We start from the raw sequence: 15,613 nt of genomic DNA on the forward strand, positions 1-15,613 counted from the left end.
ATTCATAATGCTTTTGCTTTTTTATGTAAACGGGTACAATATGAGTAAGGAGGCCTTCGTATGATTGAAAAACAAGCAGTTGGTGAAAAAGCAGCACAATTTGTTGAAGATGGAATGATTGTAGGGCTAGGAACAGGTTCAACAGCTTATTATACAATTGTCAAACTAGGTGAACGAGTAAAAAATGGATTAAACATCAAAGCGGTTCCTACTTCTCAAAAAACAGAAGAACTGGCAAGGAAACTAGGTATTCCTATTGTTACCTTAGCGGATGTTGAATATATTGATATAGCAATTGACGGAGCGGATGAAGTGGATAGCGAACTTTCTTTAATTAAAGGAGGAGGCGGCGCGCTGCTTCGAGAAAAAATGATTGCGTACGCAGCGAAGCGGTTTATCGTGATTGCGGATTCTAAGAAAATAGTGAAGACGCTAGGAGCTTTTCCTCTTCCTGTTGAAGTTATACGTTTTGGCTGGGAAATGACGGCGAAGCATATTCGCAGTGCAGGTTGTGTACCGCAGCTTAGGCTTTTAGATGATCATACGCCGTTTATCACTGATAACGGAAATTATATTCTAGACTGCCATTTTTCAGAAATTGAAAATCCTGCTGTGCTGGAAAAACAGCTTACAATGATTCCAGGCGTAGTAGAAAGCGGTTTGTTTGTAGGAATGACGGAGGAAGTCATTACCGTACAAAATCAAGAGGTTCATATCATAAAAAAATAGAAGCTTTGGCGTCGGGCCTAGGCTTCTATTTTTTAATTGGAAAGAACGTTCCAATTTTTCTCTAATTGGTATATGTATTGAGACGCGTTCAGTACATTTGGATGAACGAAAGTATCAATTGTTTTTTGCGGACAAGCAGATCCGTATAATGAAAAAATGACAAGCTTGCTATGCTCGATTGGTGATACAACGTGAGATAAACAACGATAAGAAGGATTTATCAAGCTTTTTACCATCTCATGAATATCTTCTTTGTCGTAAAAATCGACTTCAATTTCCGTCTTTACTAAATAACGGCTTTCAATGGCGCTGCTTCTATAATAATTGTAGCGTGCTCCGATGAAGTAGGACGGATCTGATGTTGAAACGTCCAAATTCGTATATGTTTGATCCTGCTTGCTTTTATAAAAAATAGAATCATGAGTATGCTTCATGAATTCTTGATAAGTTGTTCCATCTTCCCACAGAGCTAGAATACAAGCATCTGTTTCATCTTCCACGTTCCAACCCCCTAATTGGCCAATGAAACCATTCACGTGTGCAAGAGCAGCCCAATGCTGTTGCGTATATGAAAAAGATGCTTTTTTATCAGTCGGTATGCTGCATTTCACAATTTTTGTCAACATTCTCCCATCACCTCAATTAATTACTTCGATAAATGCAGGAAAAATCCTTCTAAAAAGAGGAAAATGATAGACATATCCCCCCTTTAAAAGCCATACATTTCAAATAGGACAATGTTAGGGAAAGAAGGGGAAATGAATGAAAGTTTTTCGTGCAAAAGCCTGTCAGTCTCCTACGCGAAAAGGCTGGTCAATTATGTTTCAGCATCCGTTTAAAAAAGATGAAAGAGGAAGATCGCACCCGTTTGTTAAACGGTTTATGTATACAGAGCAACACGATGAAATTGACATGTTGGTTGAAGAGATGAATGAACTGCTGAGAGTGCAGGATTTTTGGACAAGTACTGCAAAAGGAAGAGCAAAAGCAAGGTATGATGAACGAGTAGTGAATGCTTTTTATAACGATATTGAAAAAAAGACAAGCGAACAAATTGACAGCGAGTATGAGTACGTTCATGTAATAGGAGAACAAGGAAGCGGCAAAACATCTTTAATCCGCCAGCTTCTTGGTATAAAAAAGGAGTGCGGCTTTCTAGGAATAGGCAGTAAAGGCGCTTATTCTGCTACGTATAAGGTGAAGGATTCTCAACACTATGAAGCTGCCGTCTCTTTTTTTACGCGAAGTGAAGTGCAAAGGAAAGTGGAGAATATCCTACTAAGAAGCGCTGAAGTGTATGCTGAAGGAGGCACGGATTATGACTTGGTCTTTGAGTTATTACACGGAGATTCCTCTTTTAATCTGCGCGCTCTTTTGGGAGATATTCCATACAAAGCCCGTTATTTTAATGATGATGTTCCTTTAAGAATGAGCGACGAAAATAGTTCATTCAAACAATTTGTAGATACAATTAAACGAGAAAGTGAAATAGTAAAAGACGCTGTTGATCAAGAAGGAAGAGATTTTGCAGAGGTATGGCATAAGCGGCTTGAATGTAGGAAGATCACTGAGCAAATGCTTCTGGCAATTGAATCTCGGTTGAGAGAATACAAGGAAGGAACGTGGGAAATAGGGGAAGACGACTGGCCAATATCCTGCCGTCTCACAGCAAAAGAGCTGTCTTTCTTTGATCCGCTAACAAATGAAGAAGAAGAAAATAACGGACGCCTTATTTATCCATTGTTTCGTAGAATTGAAGTTTCCGGCCCTTTTTCTTTTAAAAAAGGGGTAGCGATTTGCGAGCATCCATCTGTTGAATATACGGGCACCATCCACGATTCTTTTAAACAAGCAGCTTCTATTTTATACGTACATCATGGGCTTAAAGAATTAGATATTCAATTTCTTCAGCAGCTCATCGTACATGGGCACGGTGCTAAGGTAAACGTTTGTGTTACACACGGAGATTTGCTTACCTCTCCAAGCTGCCGTACGGGTTATGCTAAAAAACATGCCATGGCTAAAATGATAGATGGTGCGCTTAAAAGCGTTTCATCTCTTATGAGAAAGCAGCTTCACTACTATTTAACAGTAGGGAATACGTCTATTTTAGAATGTGTACACGAGGAATCCGAAGAGAGTCACTTTCTGTATAAAGACTTAAAGACAGCTTTAGTATCAGAAACGAGAAAAAAGCAGCAAGAGCTGCATCCTATTTATTTAAACTTGACTGTCTCGCAGGCTTTTTATGAAGCAATGGAGTCGCTGAACATTCCTTATATGGACAGAGAAACGTGTTTAAACATTTCCTTAGGAGAGAATGAAGGACCGGTACCAGCTATTGCGTCCGCCGTTATTTCATCTGTGTATGAGCATTTTTTAAGTCAGCCGTCTGGATGGTCAAGTACTTATCATTCGGTCACCGACCGACAGCAGGTTATTCAAGAGTTGGCAGGTGAGTTCGCAACCGTCGTTTATTCCTATTTCAACGAACAGCTGCTTGAAAATCCCCGTAATGACTGGCGCGCTCTTTATAAAGAAAAAGAAGACGATCAGCCGTATAAATATAGCAGGGTCATAGAAAGTGTGATTCCTGCCAAAAACGATATCTATCAGCAGCAAATTCTTATGAGAACGGTTTATCAATTGATTAAGTATGTGGTAGAAAAGAAAGACGGCGTAATGGTTCATTAAGGAGTCCGTGTAAAAAGAGGTTTATAAATAAAAAAAACAGAGCCTGATTTCAGGCTCTATTAGCGTTTGGAAATAGCAGTTAACGTATTAGGTCCGGCAACGCCGTCCACTGCTAGCTTATTGTCTTTTTGAAACTTACGCACAGCAGCTTCAGTATTGGCGCCGAAAATACCGTCCGTGCCTTTTGTATCATAGCCAAGCGCCGTTAATTTCTTTTGAAGAGCTTGAACATTGCTGCCTTTGCTGCCTTTTTTAAGCGTTTGTTTTGTGTTAATTGTTGTATCCGCTGGTGGGTTTGTTGGCTTTGGATTTGTCGGATTTGTTGGTGTCGGGTTGGTTCCAGGGTTTCCTAAAGCTTTATACGTTGATGGACCAACAATACCGTCAGCCGTTAAGCCGTGGTCTTTTTGGAACTTACGCACAGCTGAATCTGTATTGGCACCGAACACACCGTCCGTACCTTTTGTGTTATAGCCAAGTGAAGTTAGCTTCTGCTGAAGTTCTTTAACTGCATTTCCTTTACTGCCTTTCTTTAAAACAGTTCCTGTAGAAGGAGCTGGAGTAGAACCTGAGTTTCCAGAAACATTGTACCCGTTTGCTGCTGCAATGTCATTAAATGATTTAGAAGAAGTTGTAATCACAACCGGTGTACCGACGGTCACTTTACTAAATAACCATGCCACTTCTTCATCGTACATACGAACGCATCCGCTGCTTACATATTTGCCAATGGAAGCAGGATTATTATTTCCATGAATAGCATACGTCGTGCCGTATGTACCTCTCGCATTTAGACCCAGCCAGCGGTTGCCAAGAGGATTTCTAGGGTCTCCACCAGGAATGTTCCCTGAGTAATAAGGGCGATTGACAATTTTATTCACTACTTTGAAATGCCCTTCTGGTGTAAGAGACTGCGTGCGTCCTGTTGCGACTGAAAACGTTCGGACAAGTGAACCATTTTGGTAATAAGCCAGTTTATTTGTTGCTTTGTTAATGATAATTAAATGAGATGGTGTTGAAGCAGCTTCTGTTTTTGGAACGCCTACAAACAAGCAGGCTAGAGCTAGAATAGCCGCTATGAGTACGATTGTTGTTCTTGATATTCTATTTGCCATGTGCTGCGCCTCCTTAGGCTGCATTAATGAAAAACTTATGGTGCTTTGAGCAGTGCTATAAATTCTTCACTAATAAAATAAAAGACGAATAGCTGCATTTTCTATACCTGTATGTATGCGCTTAATAAGGAAATCATTAAGTAGAAAGACTTTACTAGCGGGAATTTATAATAATAAGAATAACTAAGTTTTTCTTGATGATTTGTACAACTTTAAGAATATAAGTTTACTAATCTAGCGGATTCACATTTACATAAGCAGCACATCCTTTCCAGTTCTTCATTTTCGTGTAAAGAAATGAAAGCGTTATATAGATTGTTTTGTAATCATATTGTAACATAGTTGTATTTTTTATACCATAAAAAGACATAAAATAGTATAAAAATACTTTATATGGGTTTTATGTACAAAAAATTCAAAAGTTCAGGAGAACGAAGCTATTATTAGATATACGAAACTGGAAAAGAAGTATGCGTAGTTTTATGGAAATAGATAAATATTCTTATTCGAATATAGGGAGGAACAGAGTAAAAAAACTACTTGCAAAGAGACAAGTAGTTTTTAAACCGTTATTTTTGAGCATACATTACAACAAAATTAAAAAATTTATAGATGCAATCCACCGTGCTAAACCCACTTGCTGTTAGCCAATTTAACTGGTCATGTAAAGTTGCCATTTTATCTAACTTCGTACGTTCATGAGCAGCCTTAATTTGCTCATGCGTTAATCCGCTTGCGGCAATTCTTTCACTCCAGTCTTTTTTATATAACTCTTCAATAATAGAAGAATGGCCTAATACTTGATCGGCATTAATAAATATTCCTCCTGTATGCAGTAAATGATAAATTTGACCATACAGCTTTTGCTTTTGTTCGTCTTCTAAATGATGAATAGCAAGTGAAGAAATCACAATGTCGAATGAGTGTTCAAATTCGTAGCTTGTTATATCTGATACAATAAATTCCATATTCTGTTCGTTTTTAAAGCGCTCCTTGGCTTTTTCAAGCATTTGATCTGACACGTCAATCAACGTGAAATGAGCATCTGGGTATTTTTCTTTGACAAAAGAAGAAAACAATCCTGTACCTGCTCCGATATCAAGTACGCGAAGCGGCTTATTTGAAAAGTGAAGAAGAGAAACGGGAATGGAATAAAAATCAAAAAAACAAGGAATAAGTTTGCGGCGCTGCTCATCATACTGAGAAGCATGAGCATTAAATTTTTCTTTAACGTTATTTTTCATTTTTACAGCTCCTTTATTTGGTAATATTGAGATACATATATCGTATAGAAGTTTGGTAGAAAAGAAAATAAACAAAAATAAGCAGTATTGATTCCAGTTTGTTATGAATAGAAAGAGATGGAGAGAAGAAAATGGAGATCAAATGGTTAAAAACATTCATCATAGCGGCTTCTTATGAAAATTTCAGGCAAGCGTCTGAAGATTTATTTTTAACACAGCCTGCTGTATCAAAGCATATTCAGCGACTGCAGCAAGAGTTAGGTGCTGAGCTTTTTGAAAAAAAAGGTAAATACATCACGCTGACTGAGGCAGGACGCTTTTTTTTGCCTCATGCTCAAAAAATGGTGAGGGCATATGAAGAAGGAGTAGGAAATTTTAAGTTATGGAAGCAAGGATATAACCGAAAACTGGCTATATCCGCTGCTCCTCAAATAGCAGCATCTGTTTTACCAAGCCTCATCAAACAATTTGTAGAGAGATATCCCCATATTGAAGTAACGGTTAATATCACAAATTCGTTTCAAGTGGGAAAAGACATCAGCGACAGAAGGTCAGATATTGGATTAACAAGGATGCTTCCGGGTCAGGCAGACGTTTTTTATGAGTTAATTCATAAAGAAAAAGCAGTCTTAGTTGCCCCGTTTTCTGCAGAGGCACGTACGGAACAGGAGCTGTTATCTTCCTACCGGCTGCTTACGAATAATCATCCTGTCTATTGGGAAGATTTACTCCTTCAAATCAAGGCTTGTTATCCTCACATTCAGCTGCTTCCTGTGACGCAAGTAGAAATTACAAAGCGCTTTATTGAAGAAGGTTTAGGCGTATCTTATTTGCCATTTTCTATGGTGAAAAAGGAAGTTGAAAATCAAACGTTAAGCGTCATTTCACAGCAAAAAATTATCCGGCCTTCTTCACATACGTATATCGTAACAAAAGGTGAAACGGAAGAAACAAAGCAGTTTAAGCACTTTGTAGCTGAGACCTTAACAGAAACGAGTTGAAATGATACCATAAAAAGGAAGGGGGGATGGCAATGTATATATTAATAATACTTGTAGCAGCAGCGGTCTTAGCAGACTTTATTTTAAGAAAAGTCCTTGATATCCCTCGCAGCAAATTTTGGGGAAAATATGAGTATGAAAGTCTAGCTTTAGGCCGATGGGATAAATATGTGACGATAGCTTTTGTTCTTTGTCTGTTACTTGATATGATCTTTATGTTTGTAGAGCCTTATATCGTATCTTTCCTATTTTTAGTCGTGAATATTTTGTTAAAAAGTATAGATGAATGGAAATACAAACAAGAAACGAAAGAGTACGTAACAAGCTTTGTACAGATGGGATTCTTCTTTACAGCTTTTGTTCTATTAGTCAGCGGAATTGTATAGAAAAAAGAGCTTTACCTATGGCAAAGCTCTTTTTGTATTATTTAAAAATATGATCAATGTCTTTAATTTCAGAAGAAGTGAGCTGAACATCTAATGTTTTTAAGTTATCAAGTACTTGATCAGCGCGTTTTGCCCCTGGAATTAACACATCAATTGAATCGCGCGTTAAGTACCAAGCCAGAACAAGGTGAGCTACTTCTACGCCTTTCGCGTTAGAGATTTGACGAAGACGCTCTACTTTTTCTAGATTTTGCTGAAATGCTTCCCCGATAAAATGAGGCATATCTTCGCGCAGGTCATTAAATTTTGTATTCTTATCATATTTCCCAGCAAGTAAGCCAGCAGCTAGCGGGAAGTATGGAATAAATGAAATGCGGTTTGCAGCCGTATAAGGTAAAATATCGCTTTCTGCTTCTCGCTGAATTAAGTTATATTGGCCTTGGACCACGTCTACATAACCATCTTTATTTGCTTCTTTTAACTGATCTAACGAGAAGTTTGATACGCCAATAGAACGGATCTTACCTTCATCTTTTAATTCTTTTAACGCACCAACCGCTTCGTCTTTAGGTGTGTTCTTATCTGGAAAGTGAATATAATATAAATCGATATAATCTGTTTGAAGGCGTTTTAAGCTATCTTCAACCGACTGTTTTAAAAATGCAGGAGAATTGTCTAGCAGTACTTCATCTCCAACAATTTTATGTGCTCCTTTTGTAGCGATCACCGCTTCTTCACGATTCCCGCGTTCTTTTAGCACTTCGCCAATTAATTCTTCAGAACGTTTAGGACCATAAATGAACGCTGTATCAAGTAGGTTTATGCCATTATCTAGCGCCTTATGAACAAGGTCTTTGCCTACTTCTTCGTTTAGGTTAGGATATAAGTTATGTCCTCCTACAGCGTTTGTTCCAAGTCCAATAGGATTAACATATAATTCGGATTTTCCAATCTGCACTTTTTCTGCCATGTCTAACGTCCATCTCCTTTTTTATATCTTCTTTTTTACTATAGCAAAATATACCACGAATCAAAAATAGTACGCTCATATGAAAAGCAGCTTTAAAAAAGTATGTGAACTTGAGTTACACGTAAATAAGGAGTATATTCTACGTGGCTCTATTTCAATAGCAGAAATAAAAAAAGAACCTCTTTTAAATAAGAGACTCTCTTTTAGTCATGGTAATATGATAGCTTTTTGACAGCTGAAATGTTTCAGCGAGCTGCCTGCGTCCTTGCGCTCCTTGTTCGCGCACATAATCTAATTCGTTTGGTGTAAGAAGCTTCATGCTAATCAGTTTAATAGATTCGTAAGGTAAAGAGAGGCTAGCTGAAACAGAAGGAGACTGAACTCCTAGCAATACACCAATATCTCCATTTTTATTTACAAAATGAGGCGGTACGTCCAAATCCGTAAATTCAATTGAAAGAACATCATGTTTCATGAATAGTTCTAGCATATTAGGGTGAGCGGCAGCATTTTGACTCATTTGATAAAGAAGGTCAAATGCCCAGTGATCCTGGATATCCGATAAAGGTCCGCGAAGAGATTCATCATCGCATTCGATATAGAATTCTAATCCCTTTCCTTGTCTTTGGCTCTTTTCTTCAGGTAGTTGAAACGGATCGGACAAGCCGTCGCTTGCTAAAATAACCGTCTCTGTTTTTTGAACACGAATAAAAGTTTGACGTCCAGACGGCCAAGCAGGCCCGCCAAAAAACATGGGATTTAACAAATGAGTTAATACGTCTCCGTCTACATGTCCAATTGTGTTCCAGTAGTCTTTTCTTTTTGAGACTGATTCCTCAAGAACACGCTCTACTTCTTTTTCCTGCTTCTTTTGCTTCCACTTTAAAAATAATGACAAGTATCCCACACCTCTTTACGACTTCATAGTACCCAATATATACCTCATTTAGGGAACTCGTAAACCATTATTTAGTGTATAAAAGTAAATTATTCCTTTAAATTATAAAATTCCCAAAGTTTTCTCGGGGGATTACAGAATGTTGTCTTTAATAAATCAGGTGAAAAATCAAATAAGCCACATACACGGCCTGTGCGAAAAATAAAAATCCCCAAAAGCGTGCTGAAAGATGGGTAAGCTGCTTTAAACTTGTAGCGTCACCCGCATCGTTTGGGTATTTGATGCTTAACATAAAAATAATAAAGGCGGAAAATAGAGATTCTACAAGTAACAGTGCACCAACAAACATCATGCTGTAGCGCATAAGCTGTGGATCTTGCAGATAATAGATGCCTCCGAGGATCAAACCGATAGAAAATAGCCATACAATTCCGTATCCGTTACGTACCCAAAGCAGTAAATTAATAACAACAACACTTCCTAACCCGTAAAAAAGCCAGTCGTAGTGGTTGTGAACGAGCAGGTAGAAAAACAAATAAGCCATTGCTGAGCTGAACGGGTAGCCGGCTAAGGCAATAATGACGCGCGGCAGCCATCCACGGGATCCCGCGTAGGTGGCAGTCACAGCTACACCTTCATTATTGGTGTAAAGCTCAATGCGATTGACGCCTTTTCCGACAATAAGCCCCATTAACGCGTGGCCATCTTCATGAAACATCGTATTTAAATTTGAAAAATAACGTCCAATATGCCTAAGCAGTGTATTAATGCTAGGAGCAAATGAACCTATAAATGGAATGCCTCTTGTTAGCACAAAAGCTAATAAAATAAATAAGAAAAGCGTAGTAGATTGTTCCATCGCGATAGTCCTTTTCGTAAAATGATATGTTTCTACTTTACTCGCAAACGTGCTAAAAGGGAAATGAAACGGCTAGTTTCTCTAGGAAAAGAGAAGTTGGGAGACTTACATAATATTAGTGTAAACAGACCTGACACATTCATTGACCAACTTATTCCAAATTTTATATTCTAAACAGATATAAGAAATGAGGAGATGGTTGAATGAAAGATACGTGGAACGCATTTGTAGACAGTGATCTTTACGTACCTCCAACGGGAACGGGGATGTTAAATAACTTGAGTTTTGCGTTAAAAGACGTATTTGATGTACAAGGACATATATCAAGTGCAGGAAATCCGGATTGGCTCGCCACGCATCAGCCTGCAAGCGAACATGCAGATGTAGTAGCTGCTCTTTTAAAAGAAGGAGCTGCACTGAAGGGAGTTACGCACACGGACGAGCTTATGTACGGACTAAATGGAGAAAACGCGCATTATGGAACACCGGTAAACCCAAAAGGCGCAGATCGAATTCCGGGAGGCTCTTCGAGCGGATCAGCGGTTGCTGTCGCAGCGGGAATAACTGATTTTGCGATTGGAACAGATACGGGAGGATCGGTTCGAATTCCGTCAAGCTACTGCGGTATTTTTGGGTATCGTCCTTCTCACGGACGCATTTCTACAAATGGTCTAATTCCACTTGCTCCAAGCTTTGATACAGTTGGTGTAATGGCTAGAGACGGCCACACTCTGCAAAAAATAGGAGCAGTTTTATTGAACTCAACGTCGCGTGCTAGCGGTTTTACAAGACTTTATGTAGCAACAGACGTTATGGAACTTGTGGATGAACAAAGCATGCAAGCTCTTGCACCACCTATTAAGCACGTAATGAAGTCTTTTTCTACTACAGAAGAAATAGTAATGGCCCCCCAGGGTTTTTCTACATATATGGAAACTTTTCGTTTGCTGCAAGGAAAAGAAATTTGGCAAACGCACGGAGAATGGATTCAAAAAGAAAACCCAACGTTTGGAGACGATATCGGAAGCCGCTTTCAATGGGCGAGCACTCTTACCTTATTAAATATGAATTATATAGAAGAAAAGCGTCGTGAACTTCGCTATTTTATGTACTCACAGCTTGGAGAAGACGGAATATTAGTGCTTCCTACAGCTCCAGGACCCGCGCCTGTAAAAGATGCAAAAGGACCGGAGTTAGAAAACAGAAGATTGCGAACACTTCAAATGACGTGTATTGCCGGACTAAGCGGACTTCCGCAAGTTACGATACCTGCAGGAGAACTAGACGGTTTGCCAATCGGCTTATCTTTTATTGCAGGATACAACCAAGATGAAAAATTATTAAATTGGGTAAAAGAAAACAGCGATCATATCATTCAAGCATCGGTAAGGAGCGTATCATGAAGTTAGTAAATATAATAGAGCAAGGGAAAGAACAAGCAGCTATTTTAGACAATGACAGCATTCTGCTTATAGAAGATATTAATGCTAAATATTTAACAAACTGGTCTACAACAATTTGGGATCTTATTCAATATAAAGAACTTCGCCACCTTGAAACATGGTACGCCCATAATAAATTTGGTATGAACAGCTCTTTTCCCGCACTGCACTTGCAGGGCAGAAAAACAGCTCCTATCATTAGTAATCCGTCAAAATTGTTAGGCATTGGATTTAATTATGCAGCTTCTGAAGAAAAACTAAAAGACTACGACCGTGCCATTGATCCAGTTAGTTTTTTAAAACCCGCAACCGCCATTATTGGACCAGATGACAGCATTCGTATTCCAAAGCAGTCCTACAAAACAACGGCTGAAGCGGAACTAGCGGTGGTAATCGGCGAAACGTGTAAGGATATAGAGCCAGATGAAGCCATGAACGTAATTGCTGGCTATACGTCAGCCATTGACGTAACCGCAGCTGATATTCATGCGGCGAATCATCGCTACTTAATGCGAGCAAAAAGCTTTGATACATTTTGCAGTATAGGCTCAGAGTTTATCACAAAAGAAAGCATATCAAACGTGAAATCACTTCAAGTGCGCACATTGCTAAACGGAGACATGCAGCATGAAAATACCGTGTCTAATATGATTTACGACATCGCATACTGTGTTTCATTTTTCTCAAAAGTCATGACGCTGCACCCGGGAGATATCATCTTAACCGGAACGCCGGGACCCGCTGTTATTGAAAACGGGGACTGTATTGAATGCCATATTGAAGGCATGCTTCCATTAAAAAATAAAGTGAAAGACATGAAGAAAGTGCCTCAGCAAATCTAGTAAATAACCCCTGTAAAGAACAGGGGTTACATGACTGTTTATTTCGAAACTGGAAGTGTTTGTCCACTGTCCTTTTTCGGAATAGGAAACGCACCTAAAAATAATGCGTTTGTAAGAAGAAATTGTTTCAACAATATATGACATATTAAAGGAATCAATGTTCCCATTACTATGTATAAAAAGACGGTAGATATGCCGGTGTATTTTTCTATTAAAATAGTAACCGGTACGTGCAAAAACATAATGGTAAACGAGGATTTCCCCACGTATTCAAAAGGCTTACTCCACTTTGTTAAGCTCATTTTTTTGCTTATATATACAAGAATGCTTGCCGCGCAAAGAGGAATAATCAAATCAAGCAGCCATGTATAAACGTTTGCTTTAATATCTAATGTATAAGAAAGAACGCTGAGCTTTTCTAAAACTACAATCAATAAAATGATTAAGCTGCTCAGAATTACGGTGCTTTTTCTCTCAACAAACGAAAAAGCTTGTCTGCTGTAGTATCCAATTGCGTAATAACAAATGGATAGCAAAACAGAATTGGCGCTCCATATAATGTTTTTTTGCTGAAGAAATGGAAAGCTGACATAAATATGAGCGATAAGATAGCATAGAGCTAAGAAAAGAACCATTGAGCTTTTTCTTTTAATCAGTAGAGCTGCATAGGCAAAAATAAGGTGAGTTAAGAATAAACAAGTGACAAACCAAAAAACACCGTAATAGTATCCGAGAGTTCTCCCGCCAATACATAAATGGTAGATGTTTAGTAACACTTCCCGAACGTTAAATGTTTGAACAAAAATAAGGGCTACTATTAACAGGCCAAATGAAAAATAAGGGATAAGTAAACGCATCCATTTTTTCAAAATCCATTCTCGTACTTCTTGTATTCTAGAACGTGGGTGAAACAGATAGCCGCTAATCATAAAAAAGAGAGGCATGTGAAACCAAAAGAAATAATGATGAAAAAAAGGGCTGCCAGAATGCCCTGCCACTACTGTAAGAATACATAATCCTTTTAGCGCATCTAGCCATGAATGGTGTTTGCTCATTAAGCTTTCATTCCTTTAATAAGTAAATTAGTTCCTGGTATATTATCTAATTCTCTGTGAAAAAGAGCAATAAAAATTTCCTTCCCTTTTCTTCATAATGAGTTCATATTGATTGTCTATACTAATAAAAAATATAACCGTATCGCTGCAGGATACTGAAAAATGAAATATTTACAAATGGAAAAGAAACGGGTACGATATCTGTAGCGACACTTAATAAAAAGGAGCTGACTGACAGTATGATTTTAGTCATCGGAGGAGCAGGCTATATCGGAAGCCACCTAGTAAAAGAATTAGTGAAAACAAATGAAGTTGTGGTACTTGATAATCTATCAACGGGTCATCGCTGGGCAATCGATGAGAAAGCGGTATTCGTAGAAGGAAATCTAGGTAATGAGAAAGATTTAGAAAGCGTATTCACAAATCATAAAATTGATGCTGTCATGCATTTTGCTGCTAATAGTTTAGTAGGGGAGTCAGTAACAGATCCTCTTAAATATTATCAAAACAACGTAGCTGCGACGTTAACCCTTTTACAAACGATGATGAAGCACAATGTGAAAAAGTTTATTTTTTCATCTACTGCTGCTACATATGGGATTCCTTCTGTAGATATCATTACAGAAGATACGGCAACAAACCCAATTAATCCGTACGGACGTTCAAAGTTAATGATTGAACAGATTTTAGCTGACTTTGCAAATGCTTACGATATGGAATATGTTGTGCTTCGTTACTTCAACGCAGCGGGTGCTTACGAAACAGCAGAAATTGGCGAGTGCCATGATCCTGAAACGCACTTAATTCCAATTATTCTTCAGCACCTGCTCGGTGAACGTGAAAACATCTCTGTATTCGGCTCAGACTACGATACTGCAGACGGAACGTGCATCCGTGACTACATTCACGTAACGGACCTAGCGAATGCTCACATTTCAGCGCTTCAGGCACTGTTAGACGGCACGAAGAAAACAGCAACGTACAACCTTGGAAACGGCCTTGGCTACTCTGTAAAAGAAGTGATCGAAACGTGCGAAAAAGTAACGGGTAAAAAAGCGAATGTCGTAATGGCAGACCGCCGCGCTGGAGATCCGGCACGCTTAGTCGCATCTTCTGATAAAATTCACGCAGAATTAGGCTGGAAAGCGCAAATTTCATTAGAAAAAATCATCGCATCAGCTTGGAAATGGCATCAAAACAGCGCAAAAGTAACAAATTAATAAAAAGTGCCTCTTTTTTCTTTAGAAGAGGCTTTTTTATTACGATTAAACTGATTTATGTTCTAAATAATCATTTTTAAAATCCAGTGTTTTAGCCCACGAACAAGCCTTCTTCTTTTCGGACATTTTCGCTAAACAAGCACGACTTTTATTCTTTTCCATATGCTATAGGTAAATATACCACTCACAACTATCTCCGTTTATAAAATAGTCCGCAAGGAGGTTATGATATGTATTACTGTGTAAGATGCTCCAAATTTCATGACGAACAGGAAAAAGAAAACATCTTTCAAAATGGTTTTTACATTGATCCCTATTTGCTTCAAAAAGTCCATCTAGGCATGTGCGTCCACAAATCCCCGTCAATCAAACAAATGAGAGCCGTAGAACGATTCGAAACGAAAAAAATGTAGAATTCACATTCACCAATAAGAAGCTAGATCTAACCAGGTCTAGTTTTTTCAGTGAATAACAGCTTTCTTCAGCTATCTTTCATGTAATATTAAGAGAAATTTAAGACAAGCCCGCTATACTAGTTAGTAGACGTATACATAGGATATGGTACGTTAAGAAATTGAAACAGCAGTCCGTTTTATAAACTAGAAAGGATGGCGTCAAATGATTTCTGAAAAACGATCTCTTTTGTTGAAAGAACAAGCAAAGCTTCTCGCATTAAAAGAATATAAAGGCATTGTCAAATCCATATCGCTGAGTAAAATACTCACTCTTCCTATTTATACAGTAGACATCCTTACGTTAAACGGAGAAGAGCACAAAGTAAAAATTAACGCCCAAACCGGGAGTATTTTGAAAGAAAAAACGATTCCTTTAACTAAAAGCCGTGCAAAAGCATATGCGTTAAGACAGCATAAAGGTATTATCGAATCGGTTGTTCTCACTAACAAGCAATACGAAATTGTGATTCTTGGACTTGATGGAAAAACCCACAGCGTAAAGATTGATGCTGAAATTGATGTGCTGGCGCAAGGAGAGCGAAGCGTTCAGTAAATGGCTTATATTATGTAATCAACCTCACTTTTTTTAAAGTGGGGTTTTCTTTATTGAGAGAAATTATTAATAAAGGTAACAATAATAAAACAAGAAACGATTATTTATTTAAAAGAAAGGGTAAGTGATAGTGAAAAATAACCACTTCCT

Annotated in this window: 16 protein-coding genes; 9 read left to right on the forward strand and 7 right to left on the reverse strand. The window is 38.3% G+C overall.

Going from position 1 to position 15,613, the window contains the following annotated elements:
- The first annotated feature begins 60 nt into the window (after positions 1-60).
- Entirely contained in the window at positions 61-729 is a 669-nt protein-coding gene (gene rpiA / locus ACNHOZ_RS14040) for a ribose-5-phosphate isomerase RpiA (protein ID WP_028412258.1), read from the forward strand.
- A 32-nt stretch (positions 730-761) separates the two neighbouring features.
- Here rpiA and ACNHOZ_RS14045 read toward each other — a convergent pair whose 3' ends face one another.
- Positions 762-1,355 (reverse strand): YdbC family protein, encoded by a 594-nt coding sequence (locus ACNHOZ_RS14045; protein ID WP_013055735.1) that lies wholly within the window; start codon positions 1,353-1,355, stop codon positions 762-764.
- Between the two features lie 136 nt (positions 1,356-1,491).
- On the opposite strand from ACNHOZ_RS14045, the gene ACNHOZ_RS14050 reads away from it, so the two are divergent.
- Positions 1,492-3,423 (forward strand): hypothetical protein, encoded by a 1,932-nt coding sequence (locus ACNHOZ_RS14050; protein WP_255899528.1) that lies wholly within the window; start codon positions 1,492-1,494, stop codon positions 3,421-3,423.
- Positions 3,424-3,482: 59 nt separating this feature from the next.
- On the opposite strand, the gene ACNHOZ_RS14055 is transcribed toward ACNHOZ_RS14050, so the two are convergent.
- Together ACNHOZ_RS14055 and ACNHOZ_RS14060 are read right to left on the reverse strand one after the other, a co-directional pair.
- On the reverse strand, positions 3,483-4,538 hold the full coding sequence (locus ACNHOZ_RS14055; RefSeq protein ID WP_014461286.1) for a L,D-transpeptidase family protein: 1,056 nt from the start codon (positions 4,536-4,538) through the stop codon (positions 3,483-3,485).
- Positions 4,539-5,107: 569 nt separating this feature from the next.
- Positions 5,108-5,782 (reverse strand): class I SAM-dependent methyltransferase, encoded by a 675-nt coding sequence (locus ACNHOZ_RS14060; protein WP_048020144.1) that lies wholly within the window; start codon positions 5,780-5,782, stop codon positions 5,108-5,110.
- Positions 5,783-5,913: 131 nt separating this feature from the next.
- On the opposite strand from ACNHOZ_RS14060, the gene ACNHOZ_RS14065 reads away from it, so the two are divergent.
- Together ACNHOZ_RS14065 and ACNHOZ_RS14070 are read left to right on the forward strand one after the other, a co-directional pair.
- Positions 5,914-6,783 carry a LysR family transcriptional regulator gene (locus ACNHOZ_RS14065; RefSeq protein ID WP_098113753.1) on the forward strand — a complete coding sequence of 290 codons (870 nt, stop codon included), beginning with the start codon at positions 5,914-5,916 and terminating at the stop codon, positions 6,781-6,783.
- A 32-nt stretch (positions 6,784-6,815) separates the two neighbouring features.
- Positions 6,816-7,169, forward strand: coding sequence for a DUF4181 domain-containing protein (locus tag ACNHOZ_RS14070; protein WP_063248229.1), 354 nt, complete (start codon positions 6,816-6,818; stop codon positions 7,167-7,169).
- 37 nt (positions 7,170-7,206) lie between these two features.
- Here the strand turns inward: ACNHOZ_RS14070 and ACNHOZ_RS14075 are convergent, their stop codons facing one another.
- The 3 genes from ACNHOZ_RS14075 to ACNHOZ_RS14085 all read right to left on the reverse strand — a co-directional run bounded on the left by ACNHOZ_RS14075 (position 7,207) and on the right by ACNHOZ_RS14085 (position 9,896).
- On the reverse strand, positions 7,207-8,139 hold the full coding sequence (locus tag ACNHOZ_RS14075; protein ID WP_014461281.1) for an aldo/keto reductase: 933 nt from the start codon (positions 8,137-8,139) through the stop codon (positions 7,207-7,209).
- Between the two features lie 184 nt (positions 8,140-8,323).
- Positions 8,324-9,037 (reverse strand): suppressor of fused domain protein, encoded by a 714-nt coding sequence (locus ACNHOZ_RS14080; RefSeq protein WP_255899540.1) that lies wholly within the window; start codon positions 9,035-9,037, stop codon positions 8,324-8,326.
- A gap of 148 nt (positions 9,038-9,185) precedes the next feature.
- On the reverse strand, positions 9,186-9,896 hold the full coding sequence (locus tag ACNHOZ_RS14085; RefSeq protein ID WP_221833123.1) for a M50 family metallopeptidase: 711 nt from the start codon (positions 9,894-9,896) through the stop codon (positions 9,186-9,188).
- Between the two features lie 203 nt (positions 9,897-10,099).
- Here ACNHOZ_RS14085 and ACNHOZ_RS14090 point away from each other — a divergent pair, with 203 nt between their 5' ends.
- Complete coding sequence (locus tag ACNHOZ_RS14090; protein ID WP_221833114.1) at positions 10,100-11,299, forward strand: amidase; 1,200 nt, start codon at positions 10,100-10,102, stop codon at positions 11,297-11,299.
- Complete coding sequence (locus ACNHOZ_RS14095; protein ID WP_221833112.1) at positions 11,296-12,180, forward strand: fumarylacetoacetate hydrolase family protein; 885 nt, start codon at positions 11,296-11,298, stop codon at positions 12,178-12,180. The genes ACNHOZ_RS14090 and ACNHOZ_RS14095 overlap by 4 nt, the downstream gene beginning before the upstream one ends.
- Before the next feature lie 38 nt (positions 12,181-12,218).
- On the opposite strand, the gene ACNHOZ_RS14100 is transcribed toward ACNHOZ_RS14095, so the two are convergent.
- A complete protein-coding gene (locus ACNHOZ_RS14100; RefSeq protein WP_255899544.1) occupies positions 12,219-13,235 on the reverse strand; it encodes an acyltransferase family protein in 1,017 nt (338 codons plus the stop codon).
- A gap of 239 nt (positions 13,236-13,474) precedes the next feature.
- On the opposite strand from ACNHOZ_RS14100, the gene galE reads away from it, so the two are divergent.
- The 3 genes from galE to ACNHOZ_RS14115 all read left to right on the forward strand — a co-directional run bounded on the left by galE (position 13,475) and on the right by ACNHOZ_RS14115 (position 15,463).
- Complete coding sequence (galE, locus tag ACNHOZ_RS14105; protein WP_033578225.1) at positions 13,475-14,455, forward strand: UDP-glucose 4-epimerase GalE; 981 nt, start codon at positions 13,475-13,477, stop codon at positions 14,453-14,455.
- A gap of 230 nt (positions 14,456-14,685) precedes the next feature.
- Positions 14,686-14,868 (forward strand): DUF3973 domain-containing protein, encoded by a 183-nt coding sequence (locus tag ACNHOZ_RS14110; protein WP_013055747.1) that lies wholly within the window; start codon positions 14,686-14,688, stop codon positions 14,866-14,868.
- A gap of 205 nt (positions 14,869-15,073) precedes the next feature.
- Positions 15,074-15,463, forward strand: a complete 390-nt coding sequence (locus ACNHOZ_RS14115) for a PepSY domain-containing protein (protein WP_255899548.1) — start codon at positions 15,074-15,076, stop codon at positions 15,461-15,463.
- The last annotated feature ends 150 nt before the right edge of the window (positions 15,464-15,613 follow it).

The organism is Priestia sp. D51, from assembly GCF_053345675.1.